Annotated in this window: 21 protein-coding genes; 14 read left to right on the top strand and 7 right to left on the bottom strand. The window is 64.6% G+C overall.

Features of this window, described 5'->3' with window-relative positions; translation table 11 throughout:
• Positions 1-38: 38 nt before the first annotated feature.
• Both lipA and P6U29_RS21815 read left to right on the top strand, forming a co-directional pair.
• Positions 39-995 carry a lipoyl synthase gene (gene lipA / locus P6U29_RS21820; RefSeq protein WP_407112209.1) on the top strand — a complete coding sequence of 319 codons (957 nt, stop codon included), beginning with the start codon at positions 39-41 and terminating at the stop codon, positions 993-995.
• 6 nt (positions 996-1,001) lie between these two features.
• Positions 1,002-1,478 (top strand): type II toxin-antitoxin system RatA family toxin, encoded by a 477-nt coding sequence (locus tag P6U29_RS21815; protein WP_407112208.1) that lies wholly within the window; start codon positions 1,002-1,004, stop codon positions 1,476-1,478.
• A gap of 99 nt (positions 1,479-1,577) precedes the next feature.
• Here the strand turns inward: P6U29_RS21815 and P6U29_RS21810 are convergent, their stop codons facing one another.
• Both P6U29_RS21810 and P6U29_RS21805 read right to left on the bottom strand, forming a co-directional pair.
• A complete protein-coding gene (locus P6U29_RS21810) occupies positions 1,578-2,186 on the bottom strand; it encodes a CinA family protein (protein WP_407112206.1) in 609 nt (202 codons plus the stop codon).
• Positions 2,187-2,190: 4 nt separating this feature from the next.
• Complete coding sequence (locus tag P6U29_RS21805; protein ID WP_407112205.1) at positions 2,191-3,372, bottom strand: bifunctional 2-C-methyl-D-erythritol 4-phosphate cytidylyltransferase/2-C-methyl-D-erythritol 2,4-cyclodiphosphate synthase; 1,182 nt, start codon at positions 3,370-3,372, stop codon at positions 2,191-2,193.
• Positions 3,373-3,650: 278 nt separating this feature from the next.
• Between P6U29_RS21805 and dusB the strand changes: the two genes are divergently transcribed.
• Genes dusB through ntrC form a run of 3 tightly spaced genes read left to right on the top strand, consistent with a single transcriptional unit; the run spans position 3,651 to position 7,276 of the window.
• Positions 3,651-4,652, top strand: coding sequence for a tRNA dihydrouridine synthase DusB (dusB, locus tag P6U29_RS21800; protein WP_407119388.1), 1,002 nt, complete (start codon positions 3,651-3,653; stop codon positions 4,650-4,652).
• Positions 4,649-5,824 (top strand): two-component system sensor histidine kinase NtrB, encoded by a 1,176-nt coding sequence (locus P6U29_RS21795; RefSeq protein WP_407112204.1) that lies wholly within the window; start codon positions 4,649-4,651, stop codon positions 5,822-5,824. The genes dusB and P6U29_RS21795 overlap by 4 nt, the downstream gene beginning before the upstream one ends.
• A gap of 9 nt (positions 5,825-5,833) precedes the next feature.
• Complete coding sequence (gene ntrC, locus P6U29_RS21790; RefSeq protein ID WP_122403283.1) at positions 5,834-7,276, top strand: nitrogen regulation protein NR(I); 1,443 nt, start codon at positions 5,834-5,836, stop codon at positions 7,274-7,276.
• Positions 7,277-7,439: 163 nt separating this feature from the next.
• Here the strand turns inward: ntrC and P6U29_RS21785 are convergent, their stop codons facing one another.
• Complete coding sequence (locus tag P6U29_RS21785) at positions 7,440-7,586, bottom strand: hypothetical protein (RefSeq protein ID WP_164936889.1); 147 nt, start codon at positions 7,584-7,586, stop codon at positions 7,440-7,442.
• A gap of 177 nt (positions 7,587-7,763) precedes the next feature.
• Here P6U29_RS21785 and P6U29_RS21780 point away from each other — a divergent pair, with 177 nt between their 5' ends.
• The 5 genes from P6U29_RS21780 (at position 7,764) to P6U29_RS21760 (ending at position 13,631) form a co-directional block, all read left to right on the top strand.
• Positions 7,764-10,160, top strand: coding sequence for an ATP-binding protein (locus P6U29_RS21780; protein ID WP_407112203.1), 2,397 nt, complete (start codon positions 7,764-7,766; stop codon positions 10,158-10,160).
• A 17-nt stretch (positions 10,161-10,177) separates the two neighbouring features.
• The gene (locus tag P6U29_RS21775) at positions 10,178-11,548 is read left to right on the top strand and encodes a sigma-54 dependent transcriptional regulator (protein ID WP_036039494.1); all 1,371 of its coding nucleotides are present in this window, start codon (positions 10,178-10,180) and stop codon (positions 11,546-11,548) included.
• A gap of 243 nt (positions 11,549-11,791) precedes the next feature.
• Positions 11,792-12,040 carry an RNA chaperone Hfq gene (gene hfq / locus P6U29_RS21770; protein ID WP_007591126.1) on the top strand — a complete coding sequence of 83 codons (249 nt, stop codon included), beginning with the start codon at positions 11,792-11,794 and terminating at the stop codon, positions 12,038-12,040.
• Positions 12,041-12,051: 11 nt separating this feature from the next.
• Entirely contained in the window at positions 12,052-13,428 is a 1,377-nt protein-coding gene (hflX, locus tag P6U29_RS21765; RefSeq protein ID WP_407112202.1) for a GTPase HflX, read from the top strand.
• Between the two features lie 5 nt (positions 13,429-13,433).
• The gene (locus P6U29_RS21760; protein ID WP_407112201.1) at positions 13,434-13,631 is read left to right on the top strand and encodes a GDCCVxC domain-containing (seleno)protein; all 198 of its coding nucleotides are present in this window, start codon (positions 13,434-13,436) and stop codon (positions 13,629-13,631) included.
• 14 nt (positions 13,632-13,645) lie between these two features.
• Here P6U29_RS21760 and mazG read toward each other — a convergent pair whose 3' ends face one another.
• Positions 13,646-14,467, bottom strand: a complete 822-nt coding sequence (gene mazG, locus P6U29_RS21755) for a nucleoside triphosphate pyrophosphohydrolase (RefSeq protein ID WP_407112200.1) — start codon at positions 14,465-14,467, stop codon at positions 13,646-13,648.
• A gap of 127 nt (positions 14,468-14,594) precedes the next feature.
• Between mazG and queC the strand changes: the two genes are divergently transcribed.
• Positions 14,595-15,308 carry a 7-cyano-7-deazaguanine synthase QueC gene (gene queC / locus P6U29_RS21750; protein WP_407112199.1) on the top strand — a complete coding sequence of 238 codons (714 nt, stop codon included), beginning with the start codon at positions 14,595-14,597 and terminating at the stop codon, positions 15,306-15,308.
• 194 nt (positions 15,309-15,502) lie between these two features.
• Here queC and P6U29_RS21745 read toward each other — a convergent pair whose 3' ends face one another.
• The 3 genes from P6U29_RS21745 to nthA are packed head-to-tail and all read right to left on the bottom strand — an operon-like array spanning position 15,503 to position 17,165.
• On the bottom strand, positions 15,503-15,880 hold the full coding sequence (locus P6U29_RS21745) for a nitrile hydratase accessory protein (RefSeq protein ID WP_407112198.1): 378 nt from the start codon (positions 15,878-15,880) through the stop codon (positions 15,503-15,505).
• Positions 15,880-16,539 carry a nitrile hydratase subunit beta gene (gene nthB / locus P6U29_RS21740; protein ID WP_407112197.1) on the bottom strand — a complete coding sequence of 220 codons (660 nt, stop codon included), beginning with the start codon at positions 16,537-16,539 and terminating at the stop codon, positions 15,880-15,882. The genes P6U29_RS21745 and nthB overlap by 1 nt, the downstream gene beginning before the upstream one ends.
• Positions 16,536-17,165: a nitrile hydratase subunit alpha gene (nthA, locus tag P6U29_RS21735; RefSeq protein ID WP_407112196.1), complete on the bottom strand. Its 630-nt coding sequence runs from the start codon at positions 17,163-17,165 to the stop codon at positions 16,536-16,538. The genes nthB and nthA overlap by 4 nt, the downstream gene beginning before the upstream one ends.
• Positions 17,166-17,409: 244 nt before the next feature.
• Here nthA and P6U29_RS21730 point away from each other — a divergent pair, with 244 nt between their 5' ends.
• From P6U29_RS21730 to P6U29_RS21720, 3 genes are all read left to right on the top strand, one after another.
• A complete protein-coding gene (locus tag P6U29_RS21730; RefSeq protein WP_407112195.1) occupies positions 17,410-18,882 on the top strand; it encodes a DASS family sodium-coupled anion symporter in 1,473 nt (490 codons plus the stop codon).
• Positions 18,883-19,112: 230 nt separating this feature from the next.
• Entirely contained in the window at positions 19,113-20,252 is a 1,140-nt protein-coding gene (locus P6U29_RS21725) for a methionine ABC transporter ATP-binding protein (protein ID WP_407112194.1), read from the top strand.
• Positions 20,242-20,907, top strand: coding sequence for a methionine ABC transporter permease (locus tag P6U29_RS21720; RefSeq protein WP_407112193.1), 666 nt, complete (start codon positions 20,242-20,244; stop codon positions 20,905-20,907). The genes P6U29_RS21725 and P6U29_RS21720 overlap by 11 nt, the downstream gene beginning before the upstream one ends.
• Positions 20,908-21,237: the final 330 nt, after the last annotated feature.

The raw sequence follows: 21,237 nt of genomic DNA, 5'->3' as shown, positions 1-21,237 counted from the left end.
AGACCGACTAGGTAGGACCTGAACAGACCGGACACCCCATGGTCGTTATTGTCGATACCATCTCGAACCCGCTGCGCCCACGCCACCCCGAAAAGGTGAACCGGCCCGATTCCGCTTCGCCGCCGAAGCCGGACTGGATCCGCGTGCGCGCGCCCAACACCCGCGGCTATGCCGACACCCGCAACATCGTGCGGTCCAACGGCCTGCACACGGTGTGCGAGGAAGCGGGCTGCCCGAACATCGGCGAGTGCTGGGACAAGAAGCACGCGACCTTCATGATCATGGGTGACACCTGCACCCGGGCCTGCGCCTTTTGCAACGTCAAGACCGGCCTGCCGAATGCACTCGACACAGCCGAGCCGCAACACGTCGCCGAAGCGACCGCCAAGCTGGGCCTTGCCCACGTCGTCATCACCTCCGTCGACCGCGACGACCTAGCTGACGGCGGCGCCCAGCATTTTGCAGAGACGATCCGCGCGATCCGGGCCGCGTGCCCCTCGACCACGATCGAGATCCTGACGCCCGACTTCCTGCGCAAGGAGGGCGCGCTCGAAATCGTCGTCGCGGCGAAGCCGGACGTGTTCAACCACAATCTCGAGACCGTACCGTCGCGCTATCTCACGGTGCGACCCGGCGCGCGCTACTTCCACTCGATCCGCCTGCTGCAGCGGGTCAAGGAGCTCGATCCCACCATCTTCACCAAGTCCGGCATCATGGTCGGCCTCGGCGAAGAGCGCCACGAGGTGCTCCAGGTGATGGACGATCTGCGCTCGGCGGACGTCGATTTCCTCACTGTCGGGCAATATCTCCAGCCGACCCGCAAGCATCACGCGGTGATGCGCTACGTGCCGCCGGACGAGTTCAGCTCTTACGAGAAGGTCGCCTACACCAAGGGCTTTCTGATGGTGTCGGCAAGCCCGCTCACCCGCTCGTCGCATCATGCCGGCGAGGATTTCGCGAGACTGAAGGCTGCACGGGCAGCTCACGCCCGCTGACGTACCATGCATCGAGTTTCGAGCAAGCACCGTGTCAACCACAGCGCGTCCGAGATGTTTGATCTGGTCGCCGATGTCGAGCGCTACCCGGAATTCGTACCGCTGTGCAGCGCGCTGAAGGTGCGCCAGCGCGTGGCAAAGCCCGACGGCACCGAGGTGCTGATTGCCGACATGACGGTGTCGTTCAAGCTGGTCAAGGAATCCTTCACCAGCCGGGTGACGCTCGATCGCGCCAATCTGAAAATCCTGGTCGAATATCTGCAAGGTCCTTTCAGCAAGCTCGAAAACCGCTGGACGTTCGAGCCCAAGGGCGAGGGCGTCTGCGACGTCGGATTCTTCCTCGCCTACGAGTTCAAGAGCCGCATGCTGGCGATGCTGATGGGCTCGATGTTCGACGCCGCCTTCGCGCGGTTTTCCACGGCCTTCGAGAAGCGGGCGGACGCGATCTACGGCCGGCCGAAGCTGGTGCAGTCGCAGTCGTAGAATGGGTAGAGCGAAGTGAAACCCATCAAGCCTTGTGCGCTGAAAGATGATGGGTTTCGCAAGTGCTCTACCGATCGTTGTACCCGCGCTACGGGAACATCAGCCCCGAGGCGAACGTGGCGGCCTGCGCTTCACCGCATGCCGGCGCGGCGAGCGGGTCACGCGCGGGCGCAGGCGGCTTGCGGCGGTGCGTTGCGGCTTGGCCGCGACTTGCGGGCCGCGGGCGAGATCCATCAGCATGCGCAGCGCCTCGACCACGGAGCGGGCGCGCACCGCGCTGCGGCCGATCGCGCCGAAGCGATGCTCGCGGTGGATGATGCGGCCGTCGCGCGCGGCGGCGGCGAAGTGCACGAGACCGACCGGCTTGCCGGGCGTGGCGCCGCCGGGGCCAGCGATGCCGGTGATGGCGACGGCGAGGTCGACATCCGCGCGCTCCAGCGTGCCGATCGCCATCGCGGTTGCGGTCTCCTTGCTGACGGCGCCGAAATTCGTCAGCGTGCTCGCTTCGACGCCAAGCATCGCGCGCTTGGCCTCATTGGAATAGGTTACGAAGCCGCGGTCGATGACATCTGAGGAGCCGGGGATGTCGGTCAGCGCGCCGGCAACGAGGCCGCCGGTGCAGGACTCCGCGGTCGCGATCGTCAGCTTGCGCATCCGGCACAGATCGAGCAGCGAGCGGGCGATGGCGCGTGCGTCGCTGCCGCCCATGGCCTTACACGCTCCAGGGCAGGCGAATGGTGGCGCTCGCGGTGGCCGCGATGCCTTCCTCACGGCCGGTGAAGCCTAGCCGCTCGCTGGTGGTTGCCTTCACCGCCACGCGCGAGATGTCGATGCCGGAAATCTCGGCGATGCGCGCGCGCATGGTGTCGCGCAAGGGGCCGATCTTCGGCCGCTCGCAGATCATGGTGACCTCGAGATTCGCGACGCGGCCGCCGCGCGCCGCGACGCGCTCGATGGCGTATTTCAGGAACTGGTCGGAGGAGGCGCCTTTCCACTTCGCATCGCTCGGCGGAAAGTGCGAGCCGATGTCGCCGTCGGCGAGCGCGCCGAGAATGGCGTCGACCAGCGCATGCAGGCCGACATCGCCGTCGGAGTGGGCGAGAAAACCCTTGGTGTGCGGCACGCGCACGCCGCAGAGCATGACATGATCGCCTTCGCCGAAGGCGTGCACGTCATATCCGGTGCCGGTCCTGATGTCGCCGAGCTGCGCGGCCAGGCGCGCTTCCTCGCGCACGAAATCCTCGGGAGTGGTGAGCTTCATATTGGCAACATCGCCTTCAAAGGTTGCGACCGTCAATCCCGCCCATTCGGCAATCGCGGCATCGTCGGTGAAATCCGAGCGCCCGTCCTTCGCGGCGCGACGATGCGCCTCGAGGATGACGTCGAAACGAAAGGATTGCGGCGTCTGCGCGATTCTAAGACGCGCACGGTCCGGCGTGTCCTCGACATTGCCGCTATCGCCTGTGACCTTGATGGTGTCGGTGACGGGAACCACGGGGATCGCGGCTCCCGTGCGGCTCGCCGCGTCGATCGCGCGCGAGATCACGCCGTCAGAGACGAAGGGCCGCGCGGCGTCGTGGATCAGCACGATCTCCGGCTTGTGCTTCGCCAGCGCTTCGAGGCCAGCAAGTACCGAAGCCTGCCGCGTCGCGCCGCCATTGGTTGGCGGCTCGTGCCTGAGCCCTGCGACCGCTGCGGTGAACATGGCGTTGTCATCGGGGTTCACCACCGGCTGCACTGCGAACACATCAGGATGGCGGCTGAAGGCCTCCATGGCGCGATAGATCACAGGCACACCGCCGATCTCGCGATATTGCTTCGGCCCGCCGGCGCCGGCGCGCAGGCCGCGTCCGGCCGCCACGAGGACGACAGCGGTGCGTTGTGATTTCGCCATAGGACTCAAATACTCAGTTGCTAATGAAAGAGCAGGGGGTGATTTGCCGGCCATGCCTCTAGCACGGCAAGCCCGCAAAAAAAGGGGATTTCCCCGGATTGTGGGAAACAGCATTTTGCTGCACTGCACTTGAAAGATTTGCAGAACTGTCTAAACTGTAGGCATGACGCTTGACTGCACAAGAATTGTGCGCAAGATAGATCATGGCAGGCGCGATGAGGCCCTGCCCAGTCAACGAGACCCCCGTGACCGGCTCGGCAGTATCAGGCTCTAAGCCGTTGAAAATAGGCGATATTGAAGTCGCCACCCCGGCCTTCCTGGCGCCGATGTCGGGTGTGACTGACTCGCCCGTCCGCCGGCTGGCCGCCGAGCTTGGGGCCGGTCTCGTCGTGTCCGAGATGACCGCGAGCGATGAGCTCGCCAATGGCCACCGGATGTCCCGGTTGCGCTGCGAGGCCACCGGCATCGGCCCTCATGTGGTCCAGCTCGCCGGCTGTGAGACACACTGGATGGCCGAAGGCGCCCGGATCGCCGAAGCCGAAGGCGCCGATATCATCGACATCAACATGGGCTGTCCCGCCCGCCACGTCACCGGCGGCCAGTCCGGCTCGGCCTTGATGCGCGACCTCGATCATGCCGTCAGCCTGATCGATGCGACGATCGCGGCGGTGAAGGTGCCGGTGACGCTGAAGATGCGGCTCGGCTGGGACGACCGCACCCGCAACGCGCCGGAGCTGGCGCGGCGCGCGGAAGCCGCCGGGGTCAAGCTCGTCACCGTTCATGGCCGCACCCGTTGCCAGTTCTACAAGGGCGAGGCCGATTGGGATGCGATCCGCGCCGTGCGCGAGGCCATCTCCATTCCGCTCGTCGTCAACGGCGACATCACGTCTTACGAAAAGGCGCTCACCGCATTGGAAGCCTCAGGCGCCGACGCCGTGATGATCGGCCGCGGCGCGCAGGGCCAGCCGTGGCTGCCCGGTCAGATCGGCCGCCGCCTGCAGGGCGGGGCTGAGGAAGCTGTCCCCTCGCTCGAAACGCAGCTGCATTATGTCCGCACGCTCTATGATGGCGTTTGCGCGCTCTATGGTCTGCGCATCGGGCTGAGGCATGCCCGTAAGCATCTTGGCTGGGCGCTTGATGTCGCAGCGCAGGCGAGCCGTGCGCCGGCCGAGAAGCTGAGATCCTGGCGCCAAAAGATCCTGGTCTCGGAGGATCCGCGCCTCGTTCACAATTCACTGCAAGACGCCTTCGACGACTTCGCATGGAGCGCTGCTGCATGAGCTCAGCCGCTGAAAATCGTCGGCCGCTTCAGTCCGACAGCGACGCAATCCTGGATGCCTTGCCCAATCCCGTGCTCACGATCGGGCCGGACGGCAAGATCGTCGCCGCCAATATCGCGACCGAAGCCTTTTTCGAGATCTCGACGCAATTCTTGAAGCGGCAGTCGCTGAAGGAGCTGGTGCCGTTCGGCAGCCCCTTGCTGGCGCTGATCGACCAGGTGCGCTCGTCGAACTCGCCGGTCAACGAATACAAGGTCGATCTCGGCACGCCGCGCATGGGCGGCGACCGCCAGGTCGACCTGCACGTCGCCCCGCTCACCGAGAGGCCCGGCCATATCGTGGTGATGCTCCAGGAGCGCACCATCGCCGACAAGATGGATCGGCAGCTCACCCATCGCAGCGCCGCGCGCTCGGTGATAGCCCTAGCAGCAATGCTCGCGCATGAGATCAAGAATCCGCTTTCGGGTATTCGCGGCGCAGCGCAGCTCCTGGAGCAGCAGGCTTCGTCCGAGGACCGCATGCTGACGCGGCTGATCTGCGACGAGGCCGACCGCATCGTGACGCTGGTCGACCGCATGGAGGTGTTCGGCGACGAACGTCCCGTGGTGCGCGGCCCCGTCAACATCCATTCGGTGCTCGACCACGTGAAGCGGCTGGCGCAGTCGGGCTTTGCACGCAACATCCGCTTCATCGAGGATTACGATCCCTCGCTGCCGCCGGTGCTCGCGAATCAGGACCAGCTGATTCAGGTGTTCCTCAACCTCGTGAAGAACGCCGCAGAAGCCCTGATCGACGTGCCCGACGCCGAGATCCAGCTCACCACAGCGTTCCGACCCGGCGTGCGCCTGTCAGTGCCTGGTCAAAAATCCCGGGTATCCCTGCCGCTCGAATTCTGCGTGAGGGACAATGGACCAGGCGTGCCCGACGATCTTCTGCCCAATCTGTTCGATCCGTTCGTGACCACCAAGCAGACCGGAAGCGGTCTCGGTTTGGCGCTGGTTGCAAAAATCGTCGGCGATCACGGGGGCATCATCGAATGCGAATCTCAGCCGCGCAAGACCACCTTCCGCGTGCTGATGCCGATGTATTCCACGTCGGTGAAACATGCCGATCAAAGCAGTCGCGACGGCTCTGCCGGGAAGTCGTCGCCTGCATCACAGGGGGCAAAATGAGGATCAACGATGCCCGCAGGTAGCATTCTCGTAGCCGATGACGATACCGCCATCCGCACCGTTCTCAATCAGGCACTGTCCCGCGCCGGTTACGAAGTGCGGCTGACCGGCAATGCCGCAACGCTGTGGCGCTGGGTCAGCCAGGGCGAGGGCGATCTCGTCATCACCGACGTGGTGATGCCGGACGAAAACGCCTTCGACCTGTTGCCGCGGATCAAGAAGATGCGGCCGAATTTGCCCGTCATCGTCATGAGCGCGCAGAACACGTTCATGACGGCGATCCGAGCCTCCGAGCGCGGGGCTTACGAATATCTGCCAAAACCCTTCGACCTCAAGGAGCTGATTGCCATCGTCGGCCGCGCGCTCGCCGAGCCGAAGGAGCGGACCTCGACGCCGGACGAGGATGCCGAGATGGAGGCAATCCCGCTGGTCGGCCGTTCGCCGGCGATGCAGGAAATCTACCGCGTGCTGGCGCGCCTCATGCAGACCGACCTCACCGTGATGATCACGGGCGAGTCAGGCACCGGCAAGGAGCTGGTGGCACGCGCGCTGCACGATTACGGCAAGCGTCGGAACGGCCCGTTTGTCGCGGTCAACATGGCGGCGATCCCGCGCGATCTCATCGAATCCGAATTGTTCGGCCACGAGCGCGGTGCCTTCACCGGCGCCAACACCCGCGCCTCCGGCCGCTTCGAGCAGGCCGAAGGCGGCACGCTGTTCCTGGACGAGATCGGCGACATGCCGATGGAGGCGCAGACCCGCCTCCTGCGCGTGTTGCAGCAGGGCGAATACACCACCGTCGGTGGCCGTACCCCGATCAAGACCGACGTGCGCATCGTCGCGGCCTCCAACAAGGACCTGCGCGTGCTGATCCAGCAGGGCCTGTTCCGCGAAGACCTGTTCTTCCGCCTCAACGTCGTGCCGCTGCGGCTGCCGCCTTTGCGCGAGCGGATCGAGGACCTGCCGGACCTCGTGCGGCATTTCTTCACGCTGGCCGAGAAGGACGGCCTGCCGCCGAAGAAGCTGGATGCGCTGGCGCTGGAGCGGCTGAAGCAGCATCGCTGGCCCGGCAACGTACGCGAGCTGGAAAATCTCGCCCGGCGTCTCGCCGCGCTCTATCCGCAGGACGTGATCACGGCTTCCGTGATCGACGGCGAGCTCGCGCCGCCCTCGGTCAGTCCGGGCGCCGCGGTCCAGCAGGGCGTCGACAATCTCGGCGGCGCTGTGGAGGCGTATCTGTCCTCGCACTTCCAGGGCTTTCCGAATGGTGTGCCGCCGCCCGGCCTCTATCATCGCATCCTCAAGGAGATCGAGGTGCCGCTGCTCACGGCCGCGCTCGCCGCCACCCGCGGCAACCAGATCCGCGCCGCGGACCTGCTCGGTCTCAACCGCAACACGCTGCGGAAGAAGATCCGCGACCTTGATATCCAGGTGTATCGGAGCGGGGGATAGCTTTGCGGAACGGTGGCTCAGCTCCCCCTACCAAGGCAGAGCTGAGCCTGTCCGGATCGCGCTGGCCGTTGTGGCTGACGCGATGAGCAGAAGTCCCAATTGGTCTAAATGTTCCGCTCGCACATTCAAATCGGTCGTTCGGCCGCGACGCGCGGCATGACATCTATCTGACGGTTTGGCCGGATGCCGGCATCACGCTGGCGAGATTCACCGGGACCTGCTGAAGGGCGAGGCCGTTGACCAGGAGGTCGGCGGCCACGATCAGCAGAAGAACGGCCGAAACCATCGTCGCGAGAAAGATCCTATCCATGCTGGATCAAGCCGGGACGGCGGGAATCCGTTCCCGTCTAAACGCAATGTCCCTGTGGATTGCGCCCCTCCGCCGCGGGACGGACGCCGCGGAATTGTCGCAATTCGGCAACAATGTGGTACGAATACATCAGTATCCGCCCGTCGCGGACCCGTTTTCAGCACCACCATTGCCGGAATGACCAGCGCAGACACCTCGGCCGCACACTTTGACACGGCCCCAGCGGAAGAGCCCCGGCGTTGGTCGGTACGGCGCTGGCTGGCACCCGTTGCCGTGGCGCTGGCCCTGCTGTCGGCCTTCCTGACGTTCCTGGTCCTGACCGGTCTCACCAAGATCGAGCCGACGCCGGAAGTGGTCCGCACGTTCTACCTGATCAATGCGGCCACGATCCTGCTGCTGGTCGGGATCATCATCCGCGAACTCTGGCAGCTGATCCTGGCGCGGCGGCGGGGCAGGGCGGCGGCGCGTCTCCATGTCCAGATCGTCAGCCTGTTCTCGATTGTGGCGGTGCTGCCGGCGGTGCTGGTCGCCGTCGTCGCCAACGTCACCATCGAGCGCGGCCTCGACCGGCTCTTCTCCGGGCCGACCAAGGAGGTGATCCAGAACTCGCTGACGATCGCGCGGGCCTATATGCAGGACCACGCGCAGCTGATCCGTGGCGACATCATCGGCATGGCCAACGACATCGCCCATGCCCGGCCGCTCTACGACCAGGACCGTCGCTCGTTCCGCGAGATGCTGACGGCGAGCGCCGCCTCCCGGAACCTGCCGGGCGCGATGATCATCGACAAGAACACGAACATCCTGGAGTCCGCCGACACCGGCATGCGGCTCGCTTATTCGCCGCCGGCGCCGGACTTTCTCAGCAACGTCAACGAGAACGAGCCCGAGATCGCGGTGCTGCCCGATGCGAGCTTCGTCGCCGCGGTGATCCGCCTGCGCGCCTTCAACGACACCTTCCTCTATGTCGCCCGTCCGCTCGACCCGAACGTCGTCAACCAGCTCAAGCAGACCGAAGTCAGCGTCGCCGAATACGCCCAGATCGAGTCACGCCGGCTCGGCATCCAGGTCGCCTTCGCGCTGATGTTCGCGGTGATCGCGCTGACCATTTTGATGGCCTCGGTGCTGATCGGCCTCAACTTCGCCAATTCGCTGGTCTCGCCGATCCGGCGGCTGATGAACGCGGCGCACACGGTGTCGACCGGCGACCTCCACGTCCAGGTGCCCGTCCATCAGTCGGAAGGCGATCTCGCCCAGCTGGGTGAGACTTTCAACAAGATGACGCAGGAATTGCGCAGCCAGCGGGACGAGCTCGTCAACGCCAGCGATCTCATCGATAGCCGCCGCCGCTTCATCGAGGCTGTGCTGTCCTCGGCGAGCGCCGGCATCATCGGCGTCGATGCATCCGGCAGTGTCGGCATCCTCAATCGCTCCGCCGAGAAGCTGATCGGGCACTCCGAAGCGGAGACGCTCGGCCATCCGCTCTCCGACGTGCTGCCCGAGCTCGACGAGATGATGAAGGCGGCGCGGGAAGGGACCCAGCGTCTGGTGCAGGGCCAGATCACGATCACCCGCGACGGCACCGAGCGCAATCTGTCGGTCCGCGTCAGTGCCGAGAAGAACCAGCCGCACGACAGCTACATCATCACGCTCGACGATATCACCGAGCTTGTCTCGGCCCAGCGCACCTCGGCCTGGGGCGACGTCGCGCGCCGCATCGCGCACGAGATCAAGAACCCGCTGACGCCGATCCAGCTCTCCGCCGAGCGCATCCGCCGCAAGTTCGGCAAGACCATCACCGAGGACAAGGACAAGCAGATCTTCGACCAGTGCACCGACACCATCGTGCGCCAGGTCGACGACATCAGGCGCATGGTCGACGAGTTCTCGCGCTTCGCGCGGATGCCCAAGCCTGTGATGGAAGGCGAGGACGTCGCCGACACCGTGCGGCAGGCCGTGTTCCTGATGAAGGTCGCCCATCCTGAGCTCGATATCGAGGCGGAATTCAAGGAAGATCCGCTCCGCGCCCAGTTCGACCGGCGGCTGATCTCCCAGGCGGTCACAAACATTGTCAAGAACGCCACTGAGGCGATCGAGCAGGTCCCGCCGGAGGAGCTCGGCAAAGGCCGCATCGACGTCGTGGTGTCACGCGAGGGCGCGGACGTGCTGATCGACGTCATCGATAACGGCATCGGCCTGCCCAAGGTCGCACGCTCGCGGCTGCTCGAGCCGTACGTCACCACGCGCGCCAAGGGCACCGGGCTGGGGCTGGCCATCGTCGGCCGCGTGCTGGAAGACCATGGCGGGCGCATCGAGCTGAAGGACGCCTCCGACTTCCGTGAAGGCCAGCGCGGCGCCTGGATGCGGATGCGCTTTGCCGTCTCAGGGCAACCTGCGAAGTCCGAGACAGTCGAGCAAACGCCGGCGGCCAGCGAAGCCGCGAAGGATACAGCGGGCGAACCGGTCAAGAGCTCGATCAACGCCCCCGAAACAAAACAGCCGGCCGCCGAAACCAAAGAGCCGGCTGAAAAGACCAATGATTCAACCAAAATCGAAGCCTCAACAGGCAGCTGACAAAACAGGCGCGATCCATGGCAAGTGAAATTCTGATTGTCGATGATGAGGCCGATATTCGGGATCTCGTTGCGGGCATTCTCGAAGACGAGGGGTTTGTCACCCGGACCGCACGTGACAGCGATACGGCACTCGCCGAGATCGCCAATCGTCGGCCGCACCTGGTGTTTCTCGACATCTGGCTGCAGGGCTCCAAGCTCGACGGCTTGCAGCTCTTGGAGCAGGTCAAGAAGGACAATGCCGATCTGCCCGTCGTGATGATCTCTGGCCACGGCAACATCGAGACCGCGGTCGCCGCGATCAAGCGCGGCGCCTACGATTTCATCGAGAAGCCGTTCAAGGCCGACCGCCTGATCCTGGTCGCGACCCGCGCACTGGAGAACTCGCGGCTCAAGCGCGAGGTCAAGGAGCTGAAGCAGCTCGCGCCGAGTGCCAGCCAGCTGGTCGGCCGTTCGCCAAGTATGAACCAGCTGCGCCAGACCATCGAGCGCGCCGCCAAAGCCAACAGCCGCATCCTGATCGTCGGCCCCGCCGGCGCCGGCAAGGAACTGACCGCGCGCACGCTGCATACGGCCTCGGGCCGCGCCGACGGTCCTTTCGTGGTGATCAATGCCGCCGCGATCACGCCCGAGCGCATGGAGCACGAGCTGTTCGGCGTCGAGCAGTCCAATGGCGAGCAGCCGCGCAAGCCCGGCGCGCTCGAGGAAGCCCATGGCGGCACGTTGTTCATCGACGAGATCGCGGACATGCCGCGCGAGACCCAGAACAAGATCTTGCGCGTGCTGGTGGAGCAGTCATTCCAGCGCGTCGGCGGCACTGCCAAGGTGCAGGTCGATGTGCGCATCATCTCATCAACTGCGCGCAATCTCGAAGAGGAGATCGCGGCGGGCCGTTTCCGCGAGGATCTCTACCACCGGCTCTCGGTAGTGCCGATCCGCGTGCCGGCGCTGTCGGAGCGGCGCGAGGACATTCCGGAGTTGATCGACTACTTCATGGAGCAAATCTCGGCCGGCAGTGGCTTGCCCAAGCGCCAGATCGGGCAGGACGCAATGGCGGTGCTGCAATCCCATGTCTGGCCCGGCAATGTGCGCCAGCTCCGCAACAACGTTGAGAGAGTCATGATTCTGGCGGCGGGCGGACCCGAAGTCATTATCACAGCCGATATGTTGCCGCAGGACGTCGGCTCCATGGTGCCGGCGATGCCGACCAGCAACAATGGCGAGCACATCATGGGCCTGCCGTTGCGCGAAGCGCGTGAAGTGTTCGAGCGCGACTATTTGATTGCACAGATCAGCCGTTTCTCAGGAAATATTTCTCGCACGGCTGAATTCGTTGGCATGGAACGGTCGGCGCTGCATCGGAAGTTGAAGGCGCTCGGCGTCGGCTAGCGCCACGACGCTGCAGCCGCCCTTCAGGAATAGGCGAGGAAAATCATCGATTTCCGTAGTTTTTCGGGGCAATAGGGCGTGGCCTGCCGCGTGAAGCGGCTTGCCTAATATCCCGACCTGTCCTCTAATCGAAACGCTGTTCCTTCCGAGGGGGATCTCATGAGGGACGGCAACCGGGAGAGGCCCCGTCACAAGAGGCCGCAACCGGCGCAATAAAAAGAAACTCAAAGCGAGAAAAAAACAATGGCGGCAGACCGCGCACAAAACCTACAGGACACCTTCCTTAATCACGTTCGCAAAACCAAGACGCCACTGACGATCTTTCTGGTCAACGGAGTGAAGCTCCAGGGCATCGTGACCTGGTTCGACAATTTCTGTTTGCTGCTGCGGCGCGACGGTCATTCGCAGCTCGTCTACAAGCATGCGATCTCGACCATCATGCCGGGCGCTCCGATTCAGCTGTTCGAAGGCGGCGAGGATCAGCCGGCTTGAGAGTGATCTGATTGGAACCCCGGAATTTAGGCGGGGATGCCGACCGTCCGCGGTCGGCGGGGGCTCATACGGGGCGGGTGCTGGTCATCGGCCCCTATTTGCGAGTGCGCGCAGGGAATGCCGACGCGCAATCGGAAGGTTATGTCCTGCGCGACGTTGAGGCCCGCCTCGACGAGGCCGCGGGCCTCGCGCGCGCAATCGATCTCGTCATTGCCGACGCCATCATCGCGCCGGTCAGCCAGATCCGGCCTGCGACCTATATCGGCAAGGGCAAGGTCGAGGAGATCGCCGGACTGATCAAGTCCCTCGAAGTCGAGCTCGTGGTGATGGATTGCGCGCTGTCGCCGATCCAGCAGCGCAACCTCGAGAAAGAATGGCACGCCAAGGTGCTCGACCGCACCGGGCTCATCCTGGAAATCTTCGGCCGGCGCGCCAAGACAAGGGAAGGCTCGCTCCAGGTCGAGCTTGCCCATCTCAACTACCAGCGTTCGCGCCTGGTGCGCTCCTGGACCCATCTCGAACGCCAGCGCGGCGGTTTCGGCTTCATGGGCGGCCCGGGCGAGACCCAGATCGAAGCCGACCGCCGCCTGATCCAGGAGCGCATTTCCAAGCTCGAGAGCGAGCTGAAGAAGGTGCAGGCGACGCGGCGTCTGCACCGCGCCGGCCGTCAGCGCGTGCCGTATCGCGTCGTCGCGCTGGTCGGCTACACCAACGCCGGCAAGTCGACGCTGTTCAACCGCCTGACCCGCGCCGACGTGCAGGCCGCCGACATGCTGTTCGCGACGCTCGATCCGACCTTGCGCGCGCTCAGCCTGCCGCATGGCGGCAAGGCGATGCTGTCCGACACCGTCGGCTTCATCTCCAACCTGCCGACCCAGCTCGTGGCCGCTTTCCGCGCCACGCTGGAGGAGGTGCTGGAGGCGGACGTCATCCTGCATGTGCGCGACATCTCGCATGAGGACGCCGAGGCGCAGCAGAGCGACGTCGACGCGGTGCTGCGCCAGCTCGGCATCAATCCTGACGACTCAGGCCGCATCATCGAGGTCTGGAACAAGATCGACCGTTTCGCCCCCGAGCAGCGCGAAGAGCTGCTCAATATCGCCGCACGCAGGCCCGAGGATCATCCGGCGATGCTGGTGTCCGCCGTATCAGGCGAGGGCATCGACGCACTGCTCGCCGCGATCGAGGAACGCCTGGCCGCCAAGCGCACGACGCTCGATCTCTCCATCGATGCCGCCGACGGCGCCGGCATCAGCTGGCTCCATCGCAATGCCGAGGTGCTGACGAAAGAGCTGCACGACGGCCGCTTCGATATGACCGTGCGAGTGGACGAGACCAAGCGGGACATCGTGGTATCGAGATTTGATGCTGTACCGCACGCGATGTGATGCTCATGGAACTGGCATCGGTAGTGACTTGTCCGGAATGCAGCTATCAGTCGCCAGAGATCATGCCGACTGACGCTTGCCAGTATTTCTACATTTGCAAAGGTTGTGGCACGCAATTGCAGCCAAAAGCCGGCGATTGCTGTGTGTTCTGCTCATACGGGACAATGCCGTGTCCACCGAAGCAGAGCGAACATCGTTGCTGATAGCGGCAATTCCGTCACCGGATCTCCTCCCGCTTCGCCGCATTCCAAAGCGCATCCATCTCCGCGAGCGAGGCGTGCTCCAGCGTCCGCCCCTGCGCCTCCAGCGCCTTCTCGATGAATGCAAAGCGCCGCTCGAACTTGGCATTCGTCGCGCGCAGCGCGGCTTCCGGATCGGCATCGACATGGCGGGCGAGGTTGACGAGGGCGAACATCAGGTCGCCCGTTTCCTCGGCAAGCTCCTGCTTGTCGTTGCGATCGAGCGCAGCCTCGATCTCGTCAGCCTCCTCGCGGATCTTTTGCAAGACCGCGCGCGGATCGTTCCAGTCGAAGCCGACGGTGGAGGCCTTGCGCTGCAGCTCCATCGCGCGCGTCAGCGCGGGCTGGCCGGCCTTGACGCCTGATAGCAGCGAGTTATGGGGCACGTCCTCCGGCGGCCGGCGCGCGGCGCGTTCGGCCTTCTCCTCCGCCTTGATGCGGTCCCAGACTTCCTTGACGTGGTGCGGGGCGACATTGCCGTCCGGGTCGGCGAAGACGTGGGGATGGCGCCGGATCATCTTGCGGGTAATGGCCTCGACCACGTCCCCAAAATCGAACGCGTTCTGCTCCGAGGCCATCTGAGCGTGGAACACGACCTGGAGCAGGAGGTCGCCGAGCTCCTCTCTGAGATCGTCTAGGTCGCCGCGGGTGATGGCGTCCACCACCTCATAGGCCTCCTCGATCGTGTAGGGCGCGATCGTCGAAAAATCCTGCTCGAGGTCCCAGGGGCAGCCGGTCACCGGCGTGCGCAGCGCCGCCATGATCTCGATCAGGCGGGAAATGTCGCGGGAAGGGGTCATTGCGGGGCAGTCTCCTGGGCTCCAAGGCCTTATGCCAAAAGCGGGCCGCCGTTCCCAGCGGGGCGCTGCGGAACAGATCGATTTCCACCGATTGGCTGGCCCGTTACGCAGTGCTAAAGCGCGGACCATGAGTGACGCATTTTCCTCCGAAACCGCGCTGGTGCTGTTCTCCGGCGGCCAGGATTCCACCACCTGCCTCGCCTGGGCGCTCAGCCGCTTTGCCCGCGTGGAGACGCTGGGGTTCGAGTACGGCCAGCGCCACGCCATCGAGCTTGCCTGCCGCGACTGCCTGTTCGACGGCATCAAGGCGCTGCGCGCGGATTGGGCTGCAAAACTCGGCGAGAGCCATACGCTGTCGATCCCGACGCTCGCGGCCGTCTCCGAGACGGCGCTGACACGCGACGTCGCGATCGCGATGGGCGCAGACGGCCTGCCCAATACCTTCGTGCCGGGCCGCAACCTCGTGTTCCTGGCCTTCGCCGCGGCCCTGGCCTATCGGCGTGGGATCCGCCACATCGTCGGCGGCATGTGCGAGACTGATTATTCCGGCTATCCCGATTGCCGCGACGAGACCATCCGCGCCATGCAGGCGGCACTCTCGCTCGGCATGGCCAAGCAGTTCGAGCTGCATACGCCTCTGATGTGGATCGACAAGGCCGCGACTTGGAAGCTGGCGCACGATCTCGGCGGCGACGGCCTGGTCGATCTCATCCGCGAGCAGTCCCACACCTGCTATCTCGGTGAACGCGGCGCGCAGCACGAGTGGGGATACGGGTGCGGCGAGTGCCCGGCGTGCAGCCTGCGGGCGAAGGGGTGGAACGAGTACGTGGCGAGGAGGTAGGCTCGCCACGTTTCTCTCGTGCCCCGGACGCAGCGCAGCGCTTCTTCAGCGGTGCGCTGCAGAGCCGGGGCCCATGTTTCGGTAACGTATCGTGTCGCCATCCTGGTCCCGGCTCTGCGCCGCAACGCTTGCGCGTTGCAGCTTGTCCGGGACACGAGGGTGAGCGGCTGCGCAAATGACGAGCTTGGCGTGAGCTAGCGAAAATCCTCCGGCCAAAGCTCGATCGGCTTGCCGTGCGGCGTGCGATCGGCCGCATGGTCCCAGGCGTCGCGATAGCGATGCAGCGTCTCCATCGAGGCGACGCCCTTGCGCGCGACGAGGCCCTCGAGCGTGGCGAGCCAGTGCAGATAGTACGTCTCGCCCGTATCAGGATCGCCGGCCGCCTGTGCGCGCTTGATCTCGTCGGCAAGAGCGGCGGCCCATTCGGGCCAGGTGAACACACCACGCTCGTGGAGCGTCAGCGCCATCGCAAACGCATGCGCCTCCCAGGGTGCGCGGAACACCGGGCCGTCATCATCGTGCGGAATACTCGGGATCGCCGCCGTCGCGGCAGCCGCAAGCGCGCTGCTCATCACACCGGCTCCAGATAGGGCTCGAATGCGTCGATCGAAACCCTCAGCGTGGGATCACCGTCCTCGCCCCAGAGATCGCGGCCCTCGAACACCACGGTGTAGAGCCATTGCGGATTTTCGCCGAGCTCCATCGCGGCCGAATCCGGAAAGACGTGGCAGCCATGGTTCAGCTCGACCACGCCGACATGGCCGCGCACGTAACGTGGCAGCCGCGTGTGCGTCGCCGGATGCATGTTCTTGGCGCGCACGCGGTCGCCGACATTGAATTTCGCCGGCGCCGGGGCAGGGCGGGCGAACTTGCCGCGCACCATCACACGCTCGACGTTGGCGAGATCGAACTTGCCGTGCTTGAGCGCCTTTCCTGGCTGCATCGCGTGGCCGGCAGCGACCTCCTCCTTTGTGAGGTAGCCTTTCTCGATCAGCATCTCCTCGAGCCCGAGAAACCATTTCTTGTAATAGGAGCTCGACAGGTAGACATGCGGTGGCAGCGTTTCGCGATAGAACCGCGAGGTGTCGATGTTGAATGCGCCGGCTGCGCCCATTGCGCGCACCATCGCCAGCACGCGCGACTCCCACTCCTCGTGAAACATCGGCTCGTTCGGCTCGGGCTCGACCTTGCCGAACCCGTCCATGCCGCCCATGTCGTGCACGCCGTTCATGACGGCGCTCCAGGCTTCCGCGGGAAGCCGGTCCCGATCATGGAATCGCGCGTGACGAGCTCGGCGAGCTGTTCCTCGCTCCAGCCCTCGGTGCCCGCGGGGCGCATCGGCAGCACCAGGAAGCGCGTCTCGGCGGTGGAATCCCACACCCGGATTTCGATGTCCTTGGGCAGCGCGACGCCGAAATCGGCGAGCACGCCGCGCGGATCCTTCACCGCGCGCGAGCGGTAGGGCGCCGCCTTATACCAGACCGGCGGCAGCCCCAGCATTTCCCAGGGGTAGCAGGAGCACAGCGTGCACACGACCATGTTGTGACGCTGCGGCGTGTTCTCGACCACGACGAGATGATCGCCGACGCGGCTGACATGGCCGAGCGTGCCGATCGCCTTGCTGCCGTCCTCCAGCAGCGCCTTCTTGAAGGCCGGATCGGTCCAAGCTTTTGCAACGACGCGCGCGCCATTGTGCGGGCCGATCTTGGTCTCATAGGCCTGAATGATGGCATCGAGCGCAGCCGGTTCGACATAGCCTTTTTCGGTGAGGATCGTCTCGAGCGCGCGCACGCGCAGCTCGGTTTCTGACAACTCGGAATGGTCGTGATCGTGATGATGGTCGTGATCGTGGCTCATAGCGACAAAGATAGGCGCAATGGCCCAGGCCTGTCGAGGGTTCGTTGCAACGCGATCCGGGCACGTATGCGTGACGCCGTTTGTGCTAGCGTCGCCGCCGCTGGGCTCACGAAAGCCGTTTTCAAGATGGTCCTGAACGGGCCATTGATCGCGCTGCGGACAATCCGTATACGCCGCGCTGGGACAAAGGCGGCTCGGCCAACGGGCGGGACGATGCGACGACAATCGAGGGGGAGGAGGGCCCATGGCCGCTAGCTCACAGGCGCCTGAGGCGACAGGGTTTCGCTGGAAACTGGTCGCGCCACTTGTGGTTTGGCTGGCGATCTATCTGTGGCCGGTGCCCGCGGGCCTTAACACCAATCAGTGGCACTATTTCGCCGTATTCGCGGCCGTCATCACCGGGCTCATCCTGGAATCGATGCCGGTCGGCGCGGTCGGGCTGATCGGACTCACCGTGGCCGGCATCAGTGGCTATATCGACCCTGATCCGACCAAATCGCTGCGCTGGATGCTGGCAGGCTTTGCCGAGAGCACGGTCTGGCTGATCGTCGGCGCCTTCGTGTTCTCGATCGGCTATCGCAAGAGCCAGCTCGGCCGACGCATTGCATTGGTGCTGGTGCAGCGGCTCGGCCGCAACACGCTCGGCCTCGGCTATGCGGTGGCGATGTCCGACTTCCTGCTCGCGCCGGCAACGCCGTCGAACACGGCGCGCAGCGGCGGCATCGTCTATCCCATCATCAGCAACATCCCGCGCATTTACGGCTCCGAGCCGGGGCCGACCGCCGGCAGGATCGGCACCTATGTGATGTGGACCGCGTTCGCCGCGACTGCGGTCACGAGCTCACTGTTCTTCACCGCGCTCGCGCCCAATGCGGCGGCGCTGGCGATCGCCAAGAAGACCGTCGGGGTCGAGGTCAGCTGGGGCCAGTGGTTCCTGGGCTTCGCGCCGCTCGGCATCCTCCTGATGGTGCTCGTTCCGCTGCTCAGCTATGTGGTTTGCCGTCCCGAGGTGAAGCGCAGCCCGGAAATCTCCGAATGGGCGGCGAAGGAGCTGTCGGCGATGGGGCCGATGTCGCGCAACGAGTGGATCATGCTGGCGCTGATCGTGCTCGCGATGTTCCTATGGATCGCGGGCTCGAGCCCGGACATCCACGTGCCGTTGCTCGGCTCGAACTTCGTCAACGCCACCACCGTCGTCTTCATCGTGATCTCCTTGATGCTGGTCACAGGGATGATCGAATTTGCCGACATCGTCGGCGAGAAGAGCGCCTGGGAGGTGTTCTTCTATTTCACCTCGCTGTTAACGCTGGCGTCGGGCCTCAACGAGATCGGCTTCATCAAATGGTTCGCGTCCGAATACGCCAAGCCGCTCGCGGGGCTGTCGCCGTCGACCGCGATGATCCTTCTGGTCGCGCTGTTCTTCTGGATCCACTATTTCTTCTCGAGCATCACCTCGCATGCCGCCGCGGTGCTGCCCGTGGTGCTCGCGGTCGGCTCGGGCATCGCGGACCTGCCGGTCACGACGCTTGCCATGCTCTGCATGTATTCGCTCGGCTTGATGGGCGTGATCTCGCCTTACGCAACAGGGCCGGCGCCGATGTATTTCGGCAGTGGCTATATCGGAAAGGGCCAGTTCTGGGCTTTTGGGCTGATCTTCGGGCTGCTTTATTTCGCAGGGCTCCTGCTGATCGTGCTGCCCTGGCTGCGGGTCCACTAAGGAGGGTAGGAGGGTGCCCCCGGCAGATGGATTTTCTTCGTACGCGAGGGATTGGGAAAACTTCGTCCAACTCCCCGCAAATATCTGATATTGCATGAAAGACCGGAAACGGCGATGGTGCGTGCTGCGGTGCAGCGCGCTCCCCGAGCCGGCATCCCACTTTCACCCGTCGCTCCAGCGACCTGGTTCCCGTATGCCCCTGAGCGGCGCGGGCAAGCGAATTATTGTGCATGAAGGCCGCCTCCATGAACGCTCACCAATCGCTCGCGATCGGACGACCGATCGAAACGCTTGAAGCGATTTCACCTGCTCCGACCGAGCCGGACGCAATGGTCCGTTTCGAAGACATCTCAAAAACCTATCCGGCGAATCGCGGCAAGCCCGGTGTCAACGCGCTGCAAGACATCGACTTTGCGATTCCGCGCGGTTCCATCACCGGCGTCATCGGTCGCTCCGGCGCCGGCAAGTCGAGCCTGGTGCGGCTGATCAACGGGCTGGAGAAGCCGACCACGGGCCGCGTGATCGTTGGCAACGAAGACATCTCGGCACTGACTGGCCGCGATCTTCGGTTGGCGCGGCGCTCGATCGGCATGATCTTCCAGCACTTCAACCTGCTGTCCTCGCGCACGGCCGCCGGCAACATCGCGATGCCGCTCGAGATCGCCGGCTGGACCAAGGCGGACATCAAGGCGCGCGTCGCCGAACTGCTCGCGCTGGTCGGCATCGCCGACAAGCACGATCGCTATCCGTCAGAGCTCTCCGGCGGCCAGAAGCAGCGCGTCGGCATCGCGCGGGCGCTGGCGACCCGGCCGAGCGTGCTGCTGTCGGATGAGGCCACCTCGGCGCTCGATCCGCAGACCACACGCGCGATCCTCGATCTGCTCGCGAACATCAACCGCGAGCTCGGCGTGACCATCGTGCTGATCACCCACGAAATGTCCGTGGTGCGCCAGCTCGCCAGAGAAGTGGTGGTGCTCGATGGCGGCCGCTTGGTCGAGAGCGGCCATGTCGCCGACATCTTTACCCACCCGAAGCATCCGATCACGCAGTCCTTCCTGGCCGAGGTGATCGGCGACAGCCTGCCGGTGTCGCTGGCGAGCCGGATCGCTTCCGAGCCGTCCGCCGGCGGGCAGGCCGTGATCCGCGTCCAGGTGCGTGGGGCAGGGGCCGGCGACACTGTGGTGGCCCGACTCGCCCGCGAGCTCGGGCTCGATGTGTCGCTGCTGTCGGCCCGCATCGACGAGATCGGCGGCCAGCATGTGGGTTCGCTTACACTCGGAATTCCCAGCGGAGAGGACGCGGTGACGCGAACGCTCGCCTGGCTCTCTCAACATCAATTCTCGGCGGAGCGCCTCGGCTATGTCGCCTGAACTCATCAATTTGATCATCCAGGCCACGGGCGAAAGCCTGTACATGGTCGGCATTGCGGGGCTGCTAGGCACCGCTTTCGGCCTGCCGCTCGGCGTCTTCCTCGCCACCAGCCTCAAAGGCGAGTTGTTCGCGGCCCCCATCGTCAATCGCGTGCTCGGTATCGTCGTCAATGCGACGCGCTCGACACCTTTCATCATCTTGGTCGTCGCCATCATCCCGTTCACGCGCCTCATTGCCGGCACCTCGATCGGATCGACCGCTGCGATCGTGCCGCTGACCATCGCCTCGACGCCGTTCATCGCACGCCTGGTGGAAGCCGCGATCCGCGAGGTTGACGGCGGCCTGATCGAGACCGCGTCCTCGTTCGGTGCTTCGCCGCTTCAGATCGTGTTCAAGGTCCTGATCCCGGAAGCGCTGCCGGGACTTCTGCTGGCGCTGACGCTTGCGGTGGTCAGTCTGCTCGGCTACTCCGCCATGGTCGGCGCAGTCGGCGGCGGCGGCTTGGGCGATCTCGGCATCCGCTACGGCTATCAGCGCTTCATGCCGGAGATGATGCTCGCTGTCGTGATCGTGCTGATCGCGCTGGTGCAGCTCGTCCAAAGCGCGGGCGATTATCTGGCGCGCAGGGTCAACCGACGACTGCGGCATCGCTGAGCGTTTCCAGATGTTGCGGGCAGGCAGATTCTCGTCTGTCTGGAAACATTCCAAACTCCGAAGCACGCCTGAGCGCATTCGCCGCAGGTGCTGCGCACACGTCTGGAGAAATTCTAACACCGTTCCTATCGCACCCGAAATCCGCCTGAGCTAGGGCGGGACATCAAAAATGATACCGGCGAAGCCGGCAGTGCGTGGGACCTCAAAGACGTGACCGACTTCCAACTTTCTTCGCGTGAGGACACGCGTCGTCGACAGATTCGAGTGCAGCTCCTCGGGGCGGTCAGTACACTCTATCTCCTTGTTCCTTTCGGTTCCGCAGAGGCGCAG

This window comes from Bradyrhizobium sp. LMG 9283 (genome assembly GCF_045571415.1).
In the GTDB taxonomy this organism is placed as follows: domain Bacteria; phylum Pseudomonadota; class Alphaproteobacteria; order Rhizobiales; family Xanthobacteraceae; genus Bradyrhizobium.
Note: the sequence above shows the minus strand (reverse complement) of the source record. Positions and strands in the feature narration are given on the sequence as shown.

What these genes read in the sequence shown, in the direction of transcription:
- P6U29_RS21725 (WP_407112194.1), top strand. Translation starts at nt 19,113, where the DNA reads ATGAAGGCCGCCTCCATGAACGCTCACCAATCGCTCGCGATCGGACGA.
- P6U29_RS21780 (WP_407112203.1), top strand. Translation starts at nt 7,764, where the DNA reads ATGACCAGCGCAGACACCTCGGCCGCACACTTTGACACGGCCCCAGCG.
- hfq (WP_007591126.1), top strand. Translation starts at nt 11,792, where the DNA reads ATGGCGGCAGACCGCGCACAAAACCTACAGGACACCTTCCTTAATCAC.
- P6U29_RS21745 (WP_407112198.1), bottom strand. Translation starts at nt 15,880, where the DNA reads ATGAGCAGCGCGCTTGCGGCTGCCGCGACGGCGGCGATCCCGAGTATT.
- P6U29_RS21795 (WP_407112204.1), top strand. Translation starts at nt 4,649, where the DNA reads ATGAGCTCAGCCGCTGAAAATCGTCGGCCGCTTCAGTCCGACAGCGAC.
- queC (WP_407112199.1), top strand. Translation starts at nt 14,595, where the DNA reads ATGAGTGACGCATTTTCCTCCGAAACCGCGCTGGTGCTGTTCTCCGGC.
- nthB (WP_407112197.1), bottom strand. Translation starts at nt 16,539, where the DNA reads ATGAACGGCGTGCACGACATGGGCGGCATGGACGGGTTCGGCAAGGTC.
- P6U29_RS21760 (WP_407112201.1), top strand. Translation starts at nt 13,434, where the DNA reads ATGGAACTGGCATCGGTAGTGACTTGTCCGGAATGCAGCTATCAGTCG.
- P6U29_RS21720 (WP_407112193.1), top strand. Translation starts at nt 20,242, where the DNA reads ATGTCGCCTGAACTCATCAATTTGATCATCCAGGCCACGGGCGAAAGC.
- mazG (WP_407112200.1), bottom strand. Translation starts at nt 14,467, where the DNA reads ATGACCCCTTCCCGCGACATTTCCCGCCTGATCGAGATCATGGCGGCG.
- nthA (WP_407112196.1), bottom strand. Translation starts at nt 17,165, where the DNA reads ATGAGCCACGATCACGACCATCATCACGATCACGACCATTCCGAGTTG.
- ntrC (WP_122403283.1), top strand. Translation starts at nt 5,834, where the DNA reads ATGCCCGCAGGTAGCATTCTCGTAGCCGATGACGATACCGCCATCCGC.
- lipA (WP_407112209.1), top strand. Translation starts at nt 39, where the DNA reads ATGGTCGTTATTGTCGATACCATCTCGAACCCGCTGCGCCCACGCCAC.
- P6U29_RS21815 (WP_407112208.1), top strand. Translation starts at nt 1,002, where the DNA reads ATGCATCGAGTTTCGAGCAAGCACCGTGTCAACCACAGCGCGTCCGAG.
- P6U29_RS21805 (WP_407112205.1), bottom strand. Translation starts at nt 3,372, where the DNA reads ATGGCGAAATCACAACGCACCGCTGTCGTCCTCGTGGCGGCCGGACGC.
- P6U29_RS21785 (WP_164936889.1), bottom strand. Translation starts at nt 7,586, where the DNA reads ATGGATAGGATCTTTCTCGCGACGATGGTTTCGGCCGTTCTTCTGCTG.
- P6U29_RS21730 (WP_407112195.1), top strand. Translation starts at nt 17,410, where the DNA reads ATGGCCGCTAGCTCACAGGCGCCTGAGGCGACAGGGTTTCGCTGGAAA.
- P6U29_RS21810 (WP_407112206.1), bottom strand. Translation starts at nt 2,186, where the DNA reads ATGGGCGGCAGCGACGCACGCGCCATCGCCCGCTCGCTGCTCGATCTG.
- P6U29_RS21775 (WP_036039494.1), top strand. Translation starts at nt 10,178, where the DNA reads ATGGCAAGTGAAATTCTGATTGTCGATGATGAGGCCGATATTCGGGAT.